The organism is uncultured Tateyamaria sp. (genome assembly GCF_947496075.1).
In the GTDB taxonomy this organism is placed as follows: Bacteria; Pseudomonadota; Alphaproteobacteria; order Rhodobacterales; family Rhodobacteraceae; genus Tateyamaria.
Window position 1 is genome coordinate 1,347,411 of record NZ_CANMBJ010000002.1, and the last position, 17,285, is coordinate 1,364,695.

General features: G+C 56.0%; 14 protein-coding genes. 10 read left to right on the plus strand and 4 right to left on the minus strand.

Features of this window, described 5'->3' with window-relative positions:
• Positions 1-14: 14 nt before the first annotated feature.
• Genes Q1A51_RS10705 through tssH form a run of 4 tightly spaced genes read right to left on the minus strand, consistent with a single transcriptional unit; the run spans position 15 to position 5,844 of the window.
• Positions 15-1,040 (minus strand): DUF4150 domain-containing protein, encoded by a 1,026-nt coding sequence (locus Q1A51_RS10705; RefSeq protein WP_299596276.1) that lies wholly within the window; start codon positions 1,038-1,040, stop codon positions 15-17.
• Positions 1,037-2,065, minus strand: coding sequence for a 3-oxoacyl-ACP synthase (locus Q1A51_RS10710; RefSeq protein WP_299596273.1), 1,029 nt, complete (start codon positions 2,063-2,065; stop codon positions 1,037-1,039). Before Q1A51_RS10710 ends, Q1A51_RS10705 begins: the two co-directional genes overlap by 4 nt.
• Positions 2,062-3,120: a DUF2169 domain-containing protein gene (locus Q1A51_RS10715; protein ID WP_299596270.1), complete on the minus strand. Its 1,059-nt coding sequence runs from the start codon at positions 3,118-3,120 to the stop codon at positions 2,062-2,064. Before Q1A51_RS10715 ends, Q1A51_RS10710 begins: the two co-directional genes overlap by 4 nt.
• A gap of 51 nt (positions 3,121-3,171) precedes the next feature.
• The gene (gene tssH / locus Q1A51_RS10720) at positions 3,172-5,844 is read right to left on the minus strand and encodes a type VI secretion system ATPase TssH (RefSeq protein WP_299596267.1); all 2,673 of its coding nucleotides are present in this window, start codon (positions 5,842-5,844) and stop codon (positions 3,172-3,174) included.
• A 150-nt stretch (positions 5,845-5,994) separates the two neighbouring features.
• On the opposite strand from tssH, the gene Q1A51_RS10725 reads away from it, so the two are divergent.
• The 10 genes from Q1A51_RS10725 (at position 5,995) to tssJ (ending at position 17,280) form a co-directional block, all read left to right on the plus strand.
• The gene (locus tag Q1A51_RS10725) at positions 5,995-8,070 is read left to right on the plus strand and encodes a serine/threonine-protein kinase (RefSeq protein ID WP_299596264.1); all 2,076 of its coding nucleotides are present in this window, start codon (positions 5,995-5,997) and stop codon (positions 8,068-8,070) included.
• Positions 8,071-8,151: 81 nt separating this feature from the next.
• Complete coding sequence (locus Q1A51_RS10730) at positions 8,152-9,273, plus strand: type VI secretion system ImpA family N-terminal domain-containing protein (protein ID WP_299596261.1); 1,122 nt, start codon at positions 8,152-8,154, stop codon at positions 9,271-9,273.
• A gap of 24 nt (positions 9,274-9,297) precedes the next feature.
• Positions 9,298-9,834, plus strand: coding sequence for a type VI secretion system contractile sheath small subunit (gene tssB / locus Q1A51_RS10735; RefSeq protein WP_299596258.1), 537 nt, complete (start codon positions 9,298-9,300; stop codon positions 9,832-9,834).
• A gap of 3 nt (positions 9,835-9,837) precedes the next feature.
• Entirely contained in the window at positions 9,838-11,343 is a 1,506-nt protein-coding gene (gene tssC / locus Q1A51_RS10740; protein WP_299596255.1) for a type VI secretion system contractile sheath large subunit, read from the plus strand.
• A gap of 40 nt (positions 11,344-11,383) precedes the next feature.
• On the plus strand, positions 11,384-11,920 hold the full coding sequence (locus tag Q1A51_RS10745; protein WP_299196689.1) for a type VI secretion system tube protein Hcp: 537 nt from the start codon (positions 11,384-11,386) through the stop codon (positions 11,918-11,920).
• A gap of 3 nt (positions 11,921-11,923) precedes the next feature.
• Positions 11,924-12,652 carry a type VI secretion system baseplate subunit TssE gene (gene tssE, locus Q1A51_RS10750; RefSeq protein WP_299196681.1) on the plus strand — a complete coding sequence of 243 codons (729 nt, stop codon included), beginning with the start codon at positions 11,924-11,926 and terminating at the stop codon, positions 12,650-12,652.
• Positions 12,652-14,520, plus strand: a complete 1,869-nt coding sequence (tssF, locus tag Q1A51_RS10755) for a type VI secretion system baseplate subunit TssF (RefSeq protein ID WP_299596250.1) — start codon at positions 12,652-12,654, stop codon at positions 14,518-14,520. Before tssE ends, tssF begins: the two co-directional genes overlap by 1 nt.
• Positions 14,484-15,512: a type VI secretion system baseplate subunit TssG gene (tssG, locus tag Q1A51_RS10760; protein WP_299596247.1), complete on the plus strand. Its 1,029-nt coding sequence runs from the start codon at positions 14,484-14,486 to the stop codon at positions 15,510-15,512. Before tssF ends, tssG begins: the two co-directional genes overlap by 37 nt.
• On the plus strand, positions 15,509-16,822 hold the full coding sequence (gene tagH, locus Q1A51_RS10765) for a type VI secretion system-associated FHA domain protein TagH (RefSeq protein ID WP_299596244.1): 1,314 nt from the start codon (positions 15,509-15,511) through the stop codon (positions 16,820-16,822). Before tssG ends, tagH begins: the two co-directional genes overlap by 4 nt.
• Positions 16,819-17,280 (plus strand): type VI secretion system lipoprotein TssJ, encoded by a 462-nt coding sequence (tssJ, locus tag Q1A51_RS10770; RefSeq protein WP_299596241.1) that lies wholly within the window; start codon positions 16,819-16,821, stop codon positions 17,278-17,280. The genes tagH and tssJ overlap by 4 nt, the downstream gene beginning before the upstream one ends.
• Positions 17,281-17,285: the final 5 nt, after the last annotated feature.

Sequence of the window (17,285 nt, forward strand, 5' to 3'; positions counted from 1 at the left end):
AGGATTGCAACAAACTATCCAAACAACCGAGACTGACGCTTGTCCTTGGAGGCTTGGCTTCGTGGTTTGAATTTCTTCAGGTTTTTGTTTTGCTTTTTCGCCGTCGAGTATTGCTGAGCGATGCATTCCTTCGCCTTCTCGGCGCATTCGCTATCAACGGCGGATTGGTCGTATGCAACGCATTCATCAAGCAGGTCATTCGCGGTTTTCAATGCGTTCGCTACTGACGGAGGAGACATTTCGCGGAAACGTTCGTCAAACTGATGCAGGAAACCGTGACCGCGCAGCGTGGCAAGGCTTGTTGTTCCAGTCGCTGCCGCATAGGAGCGGCCGCTTTCGACGGTTGAATCCCTATTGGCAATTCCGCGCGCGGATCTCGGATTGGCCTCGCAAGCTGCGGAGCCGTAGGCGTTTCCACCAACACAGATACTGCAACCCTCGCCTTCGGATGGAAATGCGGGATCACTTGGCGGAGTACCGCGATTGCCCTGTCTGACGTATTGGTCCGGAATGATATGGTGTGCCTGGCCTCCGCGTTCGTTACACGCGTCTTTCGTTCCGTCATAGGATCCAACAAGGCAGTTTGCGCTTTCGAATACAACTGGCGGCCCCGGTATGCCCGCGACGATCCAAGGCGCATCGTCACCGGGATCGCTCGCATGGTTGGTGGTTGCCATATCCGTGAACCGCACCACCCCCTTGCTTTCCACTTTTACATCCATCGACCACTTTTTCGCGTAAGCCGCGCCTGTGTTCTTTGATGTAATGATGCCTTTCTTCGGGGCGCAGCCAGCCTCATCCCCAGAAACTTTGGACCACTTGCTCGCATTCTCCATGCTCACTTCCTTGCCGCCAATCAGCACCTTGCTGCTGCCTTTGGTCAGATCGCTGTCCATGGCGAAATTGGGATAGGGTATGGGCACGCCCGGCGGGGTAGCTGGAGTTTGAGGCGGGGTGAAACAAGTGTCAGGGAATGCTGCGATAATTTTGCAGCCTTGCGCCTTTGCAGAAATCTCCAGATTGTTTGCGAAAACGGTCATGCGCTAAGGCCTCCGACAATCGCGACGCCACAGGCGCCGTCGTCGGCAGACGACTCAATCAAAAGCGGCTTTTGATGAGCGTAGTCTTTCCGCACCGCGGCGAGCGCCCATCCTAGCATCACCGGTACGACCGCCGCACCGATGTTCCCCAAGGCCGCGGCGATGGGCCAAATAGGATGAACTTCACTGCGTTCGCGTTGTGTACGCAATGAGGCAAGCTCGCTTTGTTTGAACCAGAAAGTTTCGCCGATCAGGTCGCCGATTTTCACACCGATCTCATGTAGACCAAGACCGGCCTCAGACAGCGCAGCCTTGTAAGCGGCAGCCATCCCTTCCCCGCGCAATGGGAGATTAAAACCATTCTCGTCCTGACCGTTGAGAAAGTGTGCTTCTTCTCGGGACAGACCAATGCCACCGACGTTCATTCCGGGCCCGGCCCCTCGACAAAGAACCGCAGCGGCAGCCTCCCCGGGAAGAAAACCCTCAGGATTGTCTGCTGTTAGAAGGCGTTGTTGAGATAGATAGTGCTGGATCGTGCGCCCAGTCAGATAGCTGTCGACCCCCAAGATCGCGATTTCATGGTTTGGATCTCTGGCCAGAGCCTTGCGTGCGGTACTAAGCGCCACAATGCCAGACGGGCGCCCGTGCGTCACCACCTTACTGCGCAGGGAATAATCCAGCCCCAGAATCTTCTGCACTCGATGTAGAAAACTGTCGGCATCAAGAATGGGCCGCCCCGGTCGGTCTTCTTCGGGCAGACACAGGATGATTTCGACACTTTGGCAATCGTTGGCCTGCTTCAACACTTCCAAAAGAGCTCCCGCTGCCAGGTGCGCCCATCGTTTTTCTCCGATCCACTGCCGTGGCAGGGGCACGGCAGCACCTCTTAACCATTCCCCGCCCGGTCCTGCGAAACGCGTTTCGGCAAAGCCGTCAATGCGGGCCCGCAATGCAGCACACGAAGATGGTGCGTCCAGGCCAACTGCCGTGACCATGCCTGCCGCAGAGATGCGCAATCCGTTCACGCGTCTTCGCTTTCGTTGCCGATCTCTGCGACAGCGCGAATGTAGCGACGTCCTTCTTCTCGGGCACGAACCATGGGTCCCGTTGGCGGCCCCAGCCAAAGCTCGTTGAACTCGATAAAGGCTTTTTGGATTCTCGCTTCTAATCGCCAGACAAGACTGAACTGCCGCGCTTCGGTGTCGATTAAAAGAGTGTCGGCCGTGATTTCCTGTTCGAGGCAAATCTTACCATTTCGAAATAGCGTGACCGGTGTTTTGGTCTTGGGCAAGACAAACTGTTCCTGACCCGCGGGGGTGAGGCCAACCAGAAGTACCGGCGCGCCTTCGCGCAACCCGCTGAGCCATTGATCCTGTGGCGCAGATTGGAAATAGCGATCATCAAAATCCGGGGGGAGAAATGGAAAGATGTTATCGACATAGTTCTGATCGTATGTGCCGACATATTGCGAGCGATCCGGCCAATTCCGTCCAATCGGCCCCAACGCCATCGGTTTGTAGCTACCGTAGGGTGACGTAACCTCTTCACCGATGGCTTCGGTGAGCGGCAGGGCAAGACCCGTAAGTTGGTCCTGATAGGCGGGAGACGCAAAGCCACACCCAACTGGATTGTCGCGGTAGACCTTAGGCGTATCGTCTTCGGGGTCGAACCTGTCTTGCCCGCCAAAGGCATGGTCGTACCCGATGGGAACCCGACGGAATGGCAGCGCTTTGCTGGCACGGACCACGGGGCCGATCACCTGCCATTCGCGGTAGCCCACCACGTCAAACTGTTTCGACCAATCATCGACCCTGATGCCGACCCGAACCCGGTCCGCTTGTTTGCTTTGCGGAGCATAAGCTGCCCCATGGACGATAACCTCGGGATGTGGCTTACGAAAGGCAAAGTCAGTTTCGCGAACCGGAGCGGAATAGGCTGGTTCGCCGGAATACTCATCCGCCATGGTCAATGGCGTCTGTATTTCGGCCAGTTGCGCGGGCTGGCCAGCTTCTTCCGGAAAATCCCAAGTCCCCTTGAACACAAACGAAAGATACTCGCGCCCGGCCTTATCCAGTCCCATCGTTTTTTCATGAACAAAGCGAGTTTGGTTGTAGACTTGCATCACCGCGCCCTAGGAGAAATCATATGAAAACCCGTCATCGCCACCGGTGACTGTGACAGACGTCAACGTGGACCCATCCAGCGTGCGATCCAAAAGCTGACGGGACATCTGAGGTAGCAAAGTGTTCGTCAGGATCGCATCTATCATTCGCCCACCGCTCTCAATTTCGGTGCAACGGGCTTTGATTAGGTCAAGAGTGCCTTCGCCAATAATCAATTCCGCATCATGTTCTTTCTCGAGGCGCTTGGCGATGGCGTTGAGCTTGTGTCCGGCGATCACTTCTATCATCTCATCTGACAATGGATAGTAAGGAATGGCGACTAGCCGACCCAGCAAAGCTGCTGGGAACACCTTGCGCAAAGGTTCCTGCAAGGATGCGGTCAGATCGTCGAGATCACAGTCCACTTTGCCTTGTTCGGTCATTGCCATGATCTCGTCGGTGCCACAGTTCGAAGTCAGCAGTATGAGCGTGTTCTTAAAATCAATCCTGCGCCCTTCGCTGTCATCCATCATGCCCTTGTCAAAGACCTGAAAGAATATCTCATGCACATCCGAGTGGGCCTTTTCGACCTCGTCCAACAAGACAACCGAATAGGGTCGTCTCCGGACTGCCTCAGTCAGAATACCGCCTTTCCCGTAGCCAACGTAGCCCGGGGGCGCGCCTTTGAGTGTGCTGACAGTGTGCGCTTCCTGAAACTCGCTCATGTTGATCGAGATCAGGTTTTGCTCGCCGCCGTACAACATGTCAGCCAACGCAAGCGCGGTTTCGGTCTTCCCAACGCCGGACGGCCCGCAGAGCATGAAAACACCAATTGGTTTTTCAGGAGCGGACAATCCGGCGTAAGAGGTCTGGATACGCGAAGCGATCATCTCAATCGCATGATCCTGACCGGTCACGCGACTTGTGATGGTTTCCACCATCTCCAAAGCTTTTTCCGCCTCGCTGGCCATCATCCGACCGGCGGGCACTCCGGTCCAATCCTGAATGACGGACGTTACCGCGGCAGAATCGACGGACGGCAGGATCAGCGGCGTTTCTCCTTGCTCTTCGGTCAGTTCCGCAATTTTCGATTTCAGTTCCGAAAGGGTGGCCTCGCGCTCGGCTGGATCCAAGGCTTCATCGGCCTGCTGATCTTCGCTTTCCGCGTCAATGGATTGTCCGGTGGATCGGAGTTTTGATCTCAAATCAATAATGTCAGCGACCAAAGCCTTCTCAGCGTCCCAGCGGGCACTTTCGCGCTCCAGCTCACCCTCAACGATTTTCAGATCTGCGGCGGTTTGGGTGGCCCGGTCCGACGCGTCAATACCAATGACTTGTTCGCGTTCTGCAATGGCCTGTTCAAGTTCCAGTGCAGTCTTGCGCCGGGTCAGGTCTTCAATTGCGGCTGGCGTTGCGTGCTGAGATACAGCGACACGTGCGCTTGCCGTATCCAGAAGACTGATCGCCTTGTCGGGCAACTGACGCGACGGGATATAGCGGTGAGAGAATTCGACAGAAGCAGCAATGGCTTCGTCGAGTATTTCGACCTGGTGATGTTTTTCCAATACGCCCGCGACGCCGCGACACATCCGGGTGGCGACCTCTACGGATGGCTCCTCAACCTTGACGACCTGAAAGCGCCGGGTCAGGGCGGGGTCTTTTTCGATGTGTTGCTTGTATTCATCCCATGTGGTTGCCGCGACGGTGCGCAACTCGCCCCGAGCAAGTGCCGGTTTCAAGATATTGGCGGCGTCGCCGGTTCCTGCTGCCCCCCCTGCCCCGATCAGCGTATGGGCCTCATCAATGAACAGCACAATCGGTGTCGGAGAAGCTTGCACCTCATCAACGACAGACTTCAGCCGTTTTTCAAATTCGCCCTTCATCGAAGCGCCGGCCTGCATCAGCGTTACATCCAATGCCCAAAGGGCAATACCCTTCAATTGCGGAGGAACATCTCCCTGGGCAAGGCGCTGAGCGAAGCCTTCGACAACCGCTGTTTTCCCAACGCCGGCTTCGCCTGTCAGGATCGGATTATTTTGCCGCCGCCGCATGAGAATATCGACCATCTGCCGAATTTCCGGATCACGGCCGATCACCGGGTCCAATTTGCCGTCTCTCGCCTCGGAGGTCAGATCGGTCGCATATTGCTCAAGCGCCGATTGTCCGCCCGGTGCAGGTTTCTTGTCCGGTGCCTCGGGCGTCGAACCCTCGACGCTGTCTGCCAAAAGCTCGTCCAGTTGCTCTGCCAGGGCGGCGCCATCCAGTTTGTCGAATTCCAAGCTGATGCGAAACAACAGCCCTTCAAGAACCCCTGTTTTGAGCATGGCGAGAAGTAGGTAGGCGGAGCGTACCGTTTCGTCACCATATTCCAACTGGCCCAATGTCCACGCTTCACGGATCGCAAGGAAAAGGTGATCGGAAAATTCCTCAACCGCGCCTGCCCCTGCAGGCAGACCATCCAAGACACGAGTCACATCAGCATCCAATTTGCCTTGATCAACGCCCGATGCGGCAAGCAACAGACTCAAGTCGCTTTGCGGTTCCGCAGCGATGGCCTGTACAAAATGAGCAAGCTCGACATACGGGTTTCCGCGCGACTTGGCGGTGCCTGCCGCAGCAGAAAAGCTTTTGAGGCACAATGGGTTGAGCTTGCCCACAAGCTCTTTGCGCTTGATCGAGCCGGACGCGGCAGATTGGGCCATGATCAGACCCTCCTTCTGGAAAATGGACTTCTTCAAAACACAGATGGGCAAAAAAAATGTCGCGCCCACGGTCAGGCTAACCTATCGTGAATTCAAAGATAAAGACATTTTTTGAAACCGGAATCCCAAGAATTTAAGAGGGGTTGATACATGACAGGTCAGTTGCCGGGCGACATTTTCACCGTTGGGCAGGTCCTAAACAACACCTATCAGGTCGATCGCATCCTGGGACGCGGCGGCACAGGTGAAGTGTATCTGGCTTCTAACAAGATCACCGGTCGGAAGGTCGCCATCAAGGCGTTGAATCGCAACTTCTCTGGGAATGCAGATTACATCGAACTGATGAAACGCGAGGAACAAATCCGCGCAATCCATCATGATGCGGTGGTGCGTTACACGGAATGCTCCCTGTCTGATGACAGCCATGTTTTTCTGGTGATGGATTTTGTGGATGGTCCGCCCTTGTCGGATGAAATGGCGCGGCGACAGATGTCCGAGCGGGAACTGCTGATTATTCTGCACCGCGTTCTTGGAGGGCTGGAAGCAACCCATAACAAGGGCATCATTCACCGCGATCTTTCGCCTGACAATATCATCCTGAAAGAAGGCGATCCTGCTCAGGCAACAATCATCGATTTTGGTATCGCCAAGGACACCGCCTCAGGTGCAAAAACCATCGTAGGTTCAGATTTTGCGGGCAAATACGAGTATTCTGCGCCTGAGCAAATCGACGGCCAGGTGGACGCACGCTCTGACCTTTATGCCCTCGGCGCCACGCTTTTGGCTGCGTTTCGAGGCGAAACACCGTTCGCCAGCGCCGCCGTGGGCGAGATCATTCGCCGCAAGCAAAGTGCACTCGATACAGCGGGAGTGCCGGACAAGCTGAAAGAATTCATAGACCGGCTTACCGCACCGGATCCGAACAGTCGTCCCGCCAGCGCGGCCGAAATCCTGCGTGATGTTGACTTGGCGGTTGCACCGTCTGGTCGACCGACGGAACAACAAGAGAAGCCGCTCAAGAAGCGAGCTTTGGTCCCCGTTTTTGCGATCCTTGGTTTGGTGGCGGTCGGAGGCGGCCTATGGCTTGGCGGTGTATTCGACCCGCCTCCTCCGCTTGAGACCTACAGGCTGGATTTCGAATTCGACACATCAGGCCCACCGACGCTCACGACGTTTGCTCCAACTGATGAGGACGCGACCGCGTTGCAGGCGAGCGTCACTGCTGCTTTTGGCACGGCTCCGACTGGCAACATTACTTTGGCACGCGGAGTACCCAGTGATCAGTGGATAAAGAACGCCTCTGACATCATCTCCGCTCTCGCGCCTCTGGAGAGTGGCGACTTAAAAGTCTTGGAACGGACGGCTCAAATTACCGGTTTGGCCACCAACGTGGCTGAGAAATCTACTGTGATCCAGAATCTGCGTACATTCGCTGCGTCAACAGGATGGACCATCACAAGCGACCTCAACGCCGGGCCACTTATTGTGACAATGGCCGATGTACAGTCAACGCTGGTTGGCTTGGCGGACTGCGGTCCACTTGAGGTGTCAGGCGATACAGATGGACGTTTCGGACTGACGGCAGCAATTGAAATTCAGGGCAACGTCGCTGACGCGACAACACGCACCGCGCTGACCGACGGTTTGACACCGCGGATCGGCGAACGCGGATTGAACGTTCAGGTAGATGTCTTGAACCCGCAGCTCTGCGCGATCCGGCAGATCCTGGACGATGTTCCAATTGGCGATGTTTCTATCGCCCTGTCCAATGGCGAAACCGGTGAACGAAACCTTTCTGGCGTGTTCACAACGGGTCAAAATCCAGTCGTGGATATTCTTGTGCCTGACACATACGCTGACGGTGCGCTCTGGGTGATGGCAGTGAACCCGGACGGAACTCTGTTCCACCTGGTGCCCAACATCAACCGACAAGAGAACCGCATCGCCGAAATGGCGGAGGTGGAAGGTGGGCTTCGGCGGATACGTGTTTTGCATACGATCGACGAATTCCTTGCCGACAACAGCAAGGCTGCCACGCGCATTGCGGACACCAATTACGGGAAATCCGAGATCATTGCGATTCTGAGCGACGAATCGTTGTTCGATGGTCTGTACCCAACAACAATGAGTGTGGACGGCACGGTCGAGGCCCTCGAAGAGGTCATGAAAACCCGACCTGAGAACGTTCGCGCAGTCAGGTTTTCCATCATTGACGCACGTCCGTGACAGGAAAAATTTGACCGAATCGGACATTTCCACAAAGCTCAAGTCACTTTTTGTTGTAGTTTTTTTGTCTAGGAATTTCGTATGGAGCTGTCCGGCTTCCTCAGTACTGTAGACTCGGAATCCCCCTCTGGCGTTGATCTGCGCAACGAGGCAGCTTTTCATGCGATTGAACGACAACTGGAACCCGCAGCACGTGAAGTTCGAAAATCGGAACGTGAAGACGATCCACCCACAGCCGCGAATGTGGGATGGCAAGACCTCTTTGACGAAGCCGCATCGTTAGCCAAGACAGGTCGCGATCTGCGCCTTTTGGTGATTGTCGTTCGCGCGCTCAGCAATACAAACGGACTTGGCGGGCTTGTTCAGGGATTGCAACTGATCACAAAAACGCTGGAGCAATACTGGGACAGCGTGCACCCGATGTTGCGCGACAGGGACTCGCCTAGGGATGCTGCCTTGCGCCGCACAAATGCGCTCAAGCAACTCGAAAACGATGACAACGGGCTCCTCGGCGATTTGGAAATGAACGGCCTGCTGCAACCACGCGGTATCGGGATTGTCACCGGTCAGAACATGGCCGACGCCGCACGCACAGATTTCGAGTGCATCAACGAAGCGCCGCAAGGATTGTCTGAAGATGACAAAGCCAAAATACTGGCACGTCACGAAAGAAACCAAGCGCGTGTCATTGCAGCGTGCCGCGCCATCGCAACAGAAGAGCCAGAGGTTGCAGACGCCTTGAAGACCGATGTCGCCTCGGCCCTGGCTGAGCTTGCCAGGCTTTGTGAGGTCTATACCACATCGGGCAAGTTCGAGGATGGTACGGGCCTCATTTTTCCGGAACTTGAGCTGTTCCTGACCCGCACCAAACAGGTGATGGAGGCGAACATGCAAGCAACTGCAAACGAACATCCCACCACACAGGCAGCCGGGTCGGCAACATCAAACGGCGCGGCGCCGACCGCCCCGGCAAAACAGACACTCAGCTCAGGTGTCAACAGCCGCGAGGACGTGATCGCAAGCCTCACGCAGATTATCGAGTTTTATAACCGCACTGAACCAAGCAGCCCAATCCCGCACCTGGCGGAACGGATGCGGCGCATGGTTCCAATGAACTTTATCGAGTTGATGGAAGAGATCGCACCCAGCGGGATCAAGGAATTCAGGAACGTCGCTGGTGTTGGCAATGGCAAACCAAAGTAATTTAAATGAAGGACGTAGCAAATCATGGCAGACAGCAAACAGAAGGTCATAGAGCGTAATCGCGCACCAAGAGTGCAGATTGCGTATGACGTAGAGCACTACGGCAGCCCAACTACGATTGAGTTGCCTTTCGTGATGGGGGTTGTTGCGGACCTCGCCGGGGCTTCTGAAACCAAGGAAGCCGTGAAACCCATCGGCGAACGGAAATTTGTCGAAACTGACGCAGGCCGGTTCCCGAAGTTCATGGAAGCGCTCGCGCCGCGTGTGAAGGCCCGGGTCAAGAACACGCTGCCCGGCAAGGACGGCGAAGAAGCAGACGAAGAGATGTTTGTCGATCTGACCTTTGAATCCATGTCAGATTTCACGCCGGACAAAGTGGCGCAACAGGTGCCGCAGCTGAATGAGCTGCTGAAGATGCGGCAGCAACTGGAAGAGTTGCTTAGCTACATGGACGGGCGAGTAGACGCCGAAAAGAGAATTGCTCAGCTTTTGGCAAACGAGCCGCTTTTGGCGGAGGCAGCAGAAGCGGCGATGAACAACAAAGACGGAGAGGAGGGTTAAGCTATGGCCGATACAGAAGCACAAGGCGCATCAAAAGAAGAAGAAACGCTGGATCTTGGTGAATTTTCCGCTCTTCTGGAAAAGGATTTCCGGATCAAGGAAAGCGAAAGCGACAAACTGAAAAACCTTGTGGGGAACCTTGCACTTGCAGCCAAGGAGCGCAGCGGTGCTGCCACAATTTCCGGCAACGCAGTCAAATCGATCAAATCCTTGATTGGCGGTATCGATAGCCTTTTGACCGATCAGATGAATGAGATCATGCATGCCCCGGAGGTACGCGAGATCGAAGGCACATGGCGCGGTCTCCACTATCTGGTGAACAACACCGAGACGGATCAAAAGCTCAAGATTCGAGTGATGAACATCACGAAGGAGGATCTTGCAGATCACCTCGAGGATTTCGAAGGCCAGATGTGGGATCAGGCCGATATGTTCAAAAAGGTCTACAGCGATGAGTATTCCATGTTCGGCGGTGAACCTTTCGGCTGCATCGTCGGCGCTTACGAGTTCTCGCAGCATCCAAAGGATGTGGGTATGTTGCGCAACTTGTCCGGCATCTGCGCTGCAGCACATGCTCCGTTTATCGCTGCTGCTGCCCCACAACTGTTCCGCATGGACAGTTGGCAAGAGCTGCCAAACCCACAGGATCTGGAGCAGATCGTGTCATCCCCTGATTACGCAAGCTGGCAATCCCTTCGTGAAAGCGAAGACGCCCGGTACATTGGGCTGACGATGCCGCGCGTTCTGGGTCGGCTGCCCTACGGAGCCGAGACCGTACCGGTGAAGGGCTTCGACTTTGAAGAAAAGATTGAAGGCAATCACGAGAACTATGTCTGGATGAACGCCGCGTTCGCGATGGGCGTCAACATCAATAGGTCGCACAAGCTTTATGGTTGGGGCACTCAGATTCGTGGTGTTGAGTCAGGCGGAACGGTGATGAACCTGCCCGTGCACACATTCCCGACCGACGATGGTTCCGTCGCGATGAAGTGTCCAACCGAGATCGCGATTGATGATCGCCGAGAAGCGGAATTGGCAAAGCTGGGTATGATGCCCATTCTTCACCGCAAAAACACCGATACCGCAGCCTTCATCGGAGCGCACAGCTTGCAGGACGACGAGGCCCGCGCCGGGCGCCTGGTCGATCCGGATGCGCAAGCCAATGAGAGGTTGTCAGCAAACCTGCCCTACCTCTTTCCGGTCAGCCGGTTTGCGCACTACCTCAAGGCGATCGCACGTGACAAAGTGGGTACGTTCAAGGAACGTGCCGACATGCAGGTTTGGCTCTCGGAGTGGATCAACCGCTACGTGCTGGCCAACACGGCAATGGCGGACGACACCGCAAAGGCAAAGCGTCCGTTGGCCGCAGCAGAGGTTGAAGTTGATAGTGTTGAAGGGCGCCCCGGCTACTACAACGCGCGTTTCTTCCTCCGCCCCCATTACCAGCTTGAAGGCATCAATGCGTCGCTCCGGCTGGTTTCGGAACTTCCATCGGTGAAGGGCGCTTAAGCGCCCTCGCCTTCACCTTTTGGCATAAGGAAATTTCAAAATGGCAATTACTGGCTACCTTCTCATCGACGAAATTCAGGGTGAATCACAACGGGCTGATCACGAAGACGAAATTGATATCGTTGGGGTCGAGTGGAAAATCGCCCAAGCCGCATCAGCGCAAATCGGCAGCGGACGGTCTCGCAGTCGTGCGCAAGTCGGTGCTGTGAAACTGACCAAAACCAAGGATGCCGCATCGGCCTATCTTGCTTTGGCTTGTATGCAGGGCAAATCCTTCCCGTCCATGACTCTTGCCATACGCAAGGACAGCGGTGACGCGCATTTGGACTACCTCGTCATCACCATGGAGAACGCCACGATCTCGTCGTTCCGGATGGCCGGGGGGGCGAATCTTGGCAAGGATTCTTATGTAGAAGATGCCGACGCCGACAGCTTCTCGGACGGAGCAACCGACACGATTCTAGAAGAAGTCGGCATTGTGTTTGAAAACGTGACCTACAAGTACACAGTCCAGGCTGACGATCACTCCGCCGGTGACGAACACGAAATCACGTTCGATATTGCCGCGGGCGTCTAATTTATGACGCCCAGAAGGGGATCAATTGGTGAACCACAAGCCCAAAGCGAGGCGCTTCAGCCATCGCTTTGGGATCGGTTGGTCAACGATCTTCCGGGGTTGGATGCAGAGATTAGTTCCCTCCGTCGTGGCCTCGCTAAGGATCTTGGCGGTGCCGACAAACTCGATGAGCTTTTGGAACATGGCGTGTCTGCGTCCGCTGACGGCAAGCTCTTGGACGATGACACCAAGAAACGCCTGTTCCAACTGACACAGAAACAAGACCGACGCCGCGCCATCCAAGCCAGCGGTATCATGGTGACACGAGAGGTCCTGCGAGAAGCCGTGCGGCGCGACATCGAGATGCTGTTCAATGTGGAACGGATGGAAGCGGAACCGATGATGACCGATCGGGAAGCCAACAGATATCAAACCGCAAAGGACCTGCTGGCGGACTACCCGCAAGTCCAAACCTCTGTTCTGAACTATGGTGTGCCGTCCTTTGCTGGTCGTACAAGTACAGATTTCGACAAGTCCACATTGCGCAGAGAATTGAAGCAAACGCTGATTCATTTTGAACCGCGGCTGAAACCGGACAGTATCCGGATCAACATCCGTCAAAGCGAAAAGATCGGCATGCGCATTGATGTGGATGCCACATTAATGCTGTCACCCACGCCCGAGCGGCTCAGGTTGTCAACCACCATTGATCTTGATAGCGGATCGGCTGCCACCGTGCTGGAGGATCGGTGATGGATGCCACGTTTCTCAGCTACTACGAAGATGAGCTGACGCACATCCGGGACCTCGCAAAAGAGTTCGCCCAACTTCACCCTGCTGTGGCGCGCAACCTGTCGCTTGATAGCGTCCCTTGCCCGGATCCGTATGTTGAGCGGTTGCTGGAAGGCGTCGCATATCTGTCGGCACGGACACGCCTGAAAGTCGATGCGGAAAGCAGCCGCTATGTGCAGGCGCTTCTGGACGCGCTCTACCCCGATCTGGTGGCACCTGCGCCGGCGATGTCGCTCGTAAAGTTCGCGCCCGGGGATCAGGTCGAGGAAATGGTTACCGGGTACACAGTGCCGCGCGGAACCAGCATGGTTTCCGGGCTGCGCGACGGTCTTGCCACCCGCGCCCGCTACACGACCGCGCAGGATGTAACTCTCTGGCCAATCAAGATCGGAGCAGCTGAATACCTGCAGGATATCGGAGCACTGCAAGCGGTCGGGTTGGGAGACGACTTGGACGGTGCTCGTCATGCAGCAGGGATCAAACTTCAGCTCTGCTCTGCGTCTACTATACCGTTGTCCCAGATCGAGATTGATCAGTTGGACCTGTATCTTGGCCATCAAGCGCGCGGGGGGCTGCTGTTTGATGCGATTCACGGCCATGGCACCACTTTGATGGCGCGTGGCAAAAGCAGCGGGTTCTCTCAGGCTGGCCAAGTCGAGATGATCGGAACGGCCCTCTCGGAGACTCTATTGCCGTCTGTGTCGGAGTCGTTTCAGGGGTACAGCCTGTTGCGGGAATACTTCCTGATGCCAGAGCGTTTCCACTATGTCCGGCTGACCGGCTTGCAAAGTTTCGTAAAAAAATCAGACGGCTCGGTCGAGATCATCATCCTTCTGGACAAACAACAACCTGACTTGGCGGACCTTTCAGTCAAAGACTTTCAGCTATTTGTAACACCCATCGTCAATCTTTTTGAGCGGGAATGTAACATCGTCGAATTGGACCGCGCCCGAGCCGCGCATTTGGTCCACGCAGATCGCACCCGCACGATGGACTTTGAGATTTTCCGGCTCTTGAGCGTTGAAGATGTGGAAACAGATGGGCCTCAATCCGCGATCCCATCTTCATTTGCCGCCACATCAGATAAAGGTTCGCGCCTGTCTTATGCCACGAAACGACGCCCTCGGCGTCCGGTGGAAGACGAAATTCGGCGTGGTCAGATGCGAACGTCCTATCCAGGTGATGACTTCTATATCGCGCTCAGTCACGACGGTTCCGCCACAGGGCGCAACGTTGGTCGTTTGGACATACGCGCCCTTTGCACCAACCGTGACTTACCGATTTTGGATGACACCCCAGTTTTGACACTCGAGACTGGTGCGCCTGTGAACGACATCACTTTGTTGCAGGCAATCAAACGCCCCAGAGCCAGTTTGCAAGCGACTCTGCCGTCCGCCAGCGCGCGCGAAACTCGTCGCGACGAAGTCGCATGGCGTTGGATTAGCCAGATGGCGCTGAATCAAGTGTCACTCACGGAGACTTACACCGATGCGGAACCCATTCGGGCGCTGTTATCGCTTTATGCGGATCGCGGTGATCCGGCTTTGAAGCGCCACGCACAAGCGCTGCGCTCCATTTCCGCCAAACCGATAATGGAGCGTCTCCCAATCGCCGGTCCTATGTGTTTCGGGCAAGGGACCGAAATTGGTCTCAGCCTTGATGAGACAGTGCTGGCCGGACACTCGCGTTTGTTGATGTCCGCCATTCTGGCGCAGCTTTTCCGTCGCCATGCTGCCATCAACGCCGTTGTTCGAACAAAAACCACTCTCATTGGATCGCAGGAGGACGTCTCATGGCCGCTCAGCCTCGGCAATCGCGCGATGATATGAGCGATACTCTCGCTCAAATTGCAAGTGACGCAGGGCGCAGTGAATTCTTCGCCCTGCTCCGGCGAATTGAAGAAGTCGACGGTCGCCGGTTCGGCGCAGTTGGTGGACCGGAGAACGAGCCTGCGCGACTGGGACAGCACATCAGGCTGTCATTTGCCACACGCGATGTAGAAAGCGTTGCCATCGACGGCGAGCAAACGCAGGTCAGCGCCAACGTTCTTGGTTTGCTTGGACCAGAAGGTCCTATGCCCCTTTTTATGACCCGTTGGGTGATGGCGCGCCTCTCGAACCGTTGGTTCGCTGGCGACAGTGATGGGGTCACATCGGACACGGCGTTTCGAGATTTTTTGGATGTGTTGCAGCATCGACTGATTGCCCTCTACTGGCGCGCGTGGGCCGACGCGCAATCCGAAGTTCAGGCGGGCCGTGGCGATGGGCGCACGCCCGCAATCATTGCCAGCCTCGCGGGGCTGGGGCTTCCTGGCACGCGCGATCCCGAGCACGACAAGGCAAAACTTGCCCATACCACAAAACTCGCTGTGCGTACGCAATCGCCAGAACGGTTGGTCAGCTATCTGGAGGACGTGGTCGGCGCGCCGGTTTCTCTGAATGAATTTTTGGGCCATTGGGACGAAATTCCGCGCCACCAACAAAGCCGTCTCGGGATGGCATATTCCACACTCGGCGGTGCAGTTGTGGTCGGCGAACGTTGTTTCTCGCGTCAACACCGGGCTGAACTGCGTTTAGGGCCGCTTTCATTCCAGCAGTTCACGACGCTTCTGGATGACCCCAAAAAGCGCACCGCTATCCGTCATGCTATCCTGTTTGCAAATGGACATGACATCACCTTTGACATTCGGCTTGTATTGGATCGGGCCGAAGTTCCAGCTGCACGTCTTGGGAGCTGCCAATTGGGCCGAACTGCCTGGGTCTTGCCCAAGAGGGACCGGGATGCTGACGACGTGACCTTCCGTTTGGAGGATGCCGCTTGACCGTAAATCTGATCATAGAAAGCGCGGCAACGCCGCAGGCCCGCATGAGTTTCACGTACGAATTTGGGCAAGTTGTGATTGGGCGGGGAGCAGATGCTGACTGGCAACTTGATGACCCTGAACGCTACTTGTCTCGCAGTCACTGCATTCTGGCGATGACGGACGGAAAACTGACAGCAACCGATGCCAGTCGGGGAGGAACATTTGTCGACGGTTCCGAAACCGCATTGGGGACCGGCAATTCGGTCGTGCTGGAAGACGGTATGCGCTTGCGCATGGGGGACTTCGTCTTCCGAGTAGACATGGCTGCAGAAGCGGTGCCAGTTGAAAACCCTGAAACACCGCAGCGCAAGACTTCGCCATTCGATTTTAGTCAAGATGATACGCTTGTTCGGCCGGAACCCGCTCCGCGCCCAGAGAGCTTACCCGATCCGTTTGACCCCTATGATCGCGCGTCAGGCCATTCCGATACTGACCAGATTGAAGCATCATCACCCAAGCCCTTTGGCATTGACGATCCCTTTGACCTGAATCTGGCGGATCGGACGCCACAGAAAGCGGTTCCATCCTCCGGCGGCTATTTCGATGCACCGATTTCCCGTGACGAAGCAGTTGCACCTGTGGAAACACCAGATAAGGAACGGGAAGACCCAGTGGTTGTGGAATTTACCTCTGGCATTCGACCCGCAGAAACGAACGAAGTGACACCGCAAGAAACAGTCACGGATAGTGAGGTACTGGCAGCGCTGCTTGAAGGCATGGGCCTGGGAACGGATGCAATTGGCTCTGACCCAGTGGCCCAAGCTACTGAAATAGGGCGTCAGTATCGCCTACTGATCGACGGCGTGATGCAGCTTCTGCGGGCTCGGGCAAGCGCCAAACAACAAGTCCGTGTGGCACAGACGTTGATCTCAAGCGCAGACGTGAATCCGCTGAAGTTTTTGGCGACGGCCGATGATGCCCTGGACGCCATGATCTCCGGCGATCGGCCAGGTTACCAGTCTGCCGACGACGCGATCGTGGGCGCCTATCGCGATCTGGCCGATCATCAGTTGCGAACATGGCACGCCCTGCAATCGGCACTTCGGCGCATGATTGATCAGTTCGATCCAGAACAGATTGAACGGGAGATCGCAGAAACCGGCGTGCTTGAAGCGTTGCTTGCAGGAGGCAAGTCCGCTCAGCTTTGGCAGACCTACACGGAAAAATACAAGGAGATCGCCCGCGCCGCCGAAGAACGTTTTCTTGGCGAGGTCGGTGACAATTTTCGCGACGCATATGAAGGCAATGGGAAGGAGACTTCAAGATGACACTCACACGCCGCAATGCTATTCTCTCAGCGGGAGGTTTAGCCTTTCTGTCGGCTTGTCTGGCCAATGACCCCGTACCCGGTTCCATTATGGCAACTGCCAACATGACCGACGGTGCAAATACCGGTCCTGACGGCAGTGGGCGACCATTGACGGTGACTCTGGTTCAACTCCGGTCCGCCAATCAGTTCTCCAGTGTGGATTTCGCGACATTGCAAGATCCGGAGAGCGCTCTCGCCGCGGACCTTGTACGCGCGGACAAGTTGGTGCTGGCCCCCGGCGGTATGGCACAAGGGACGTTCCCGGTCGAGGTGCAGCAAGGCGCTTCGACCCTTGGGATTGTCGCAGGGTTCCGTCAGCCGGGGGGCAAAGTATTCCGTTTGACGCAAGGCTTGCCCGCGACCGGCGATGTACTTCTCAACATCTCGGTCACGGCCTCTGGCCTCTCGGTTTCTTAAAAAGG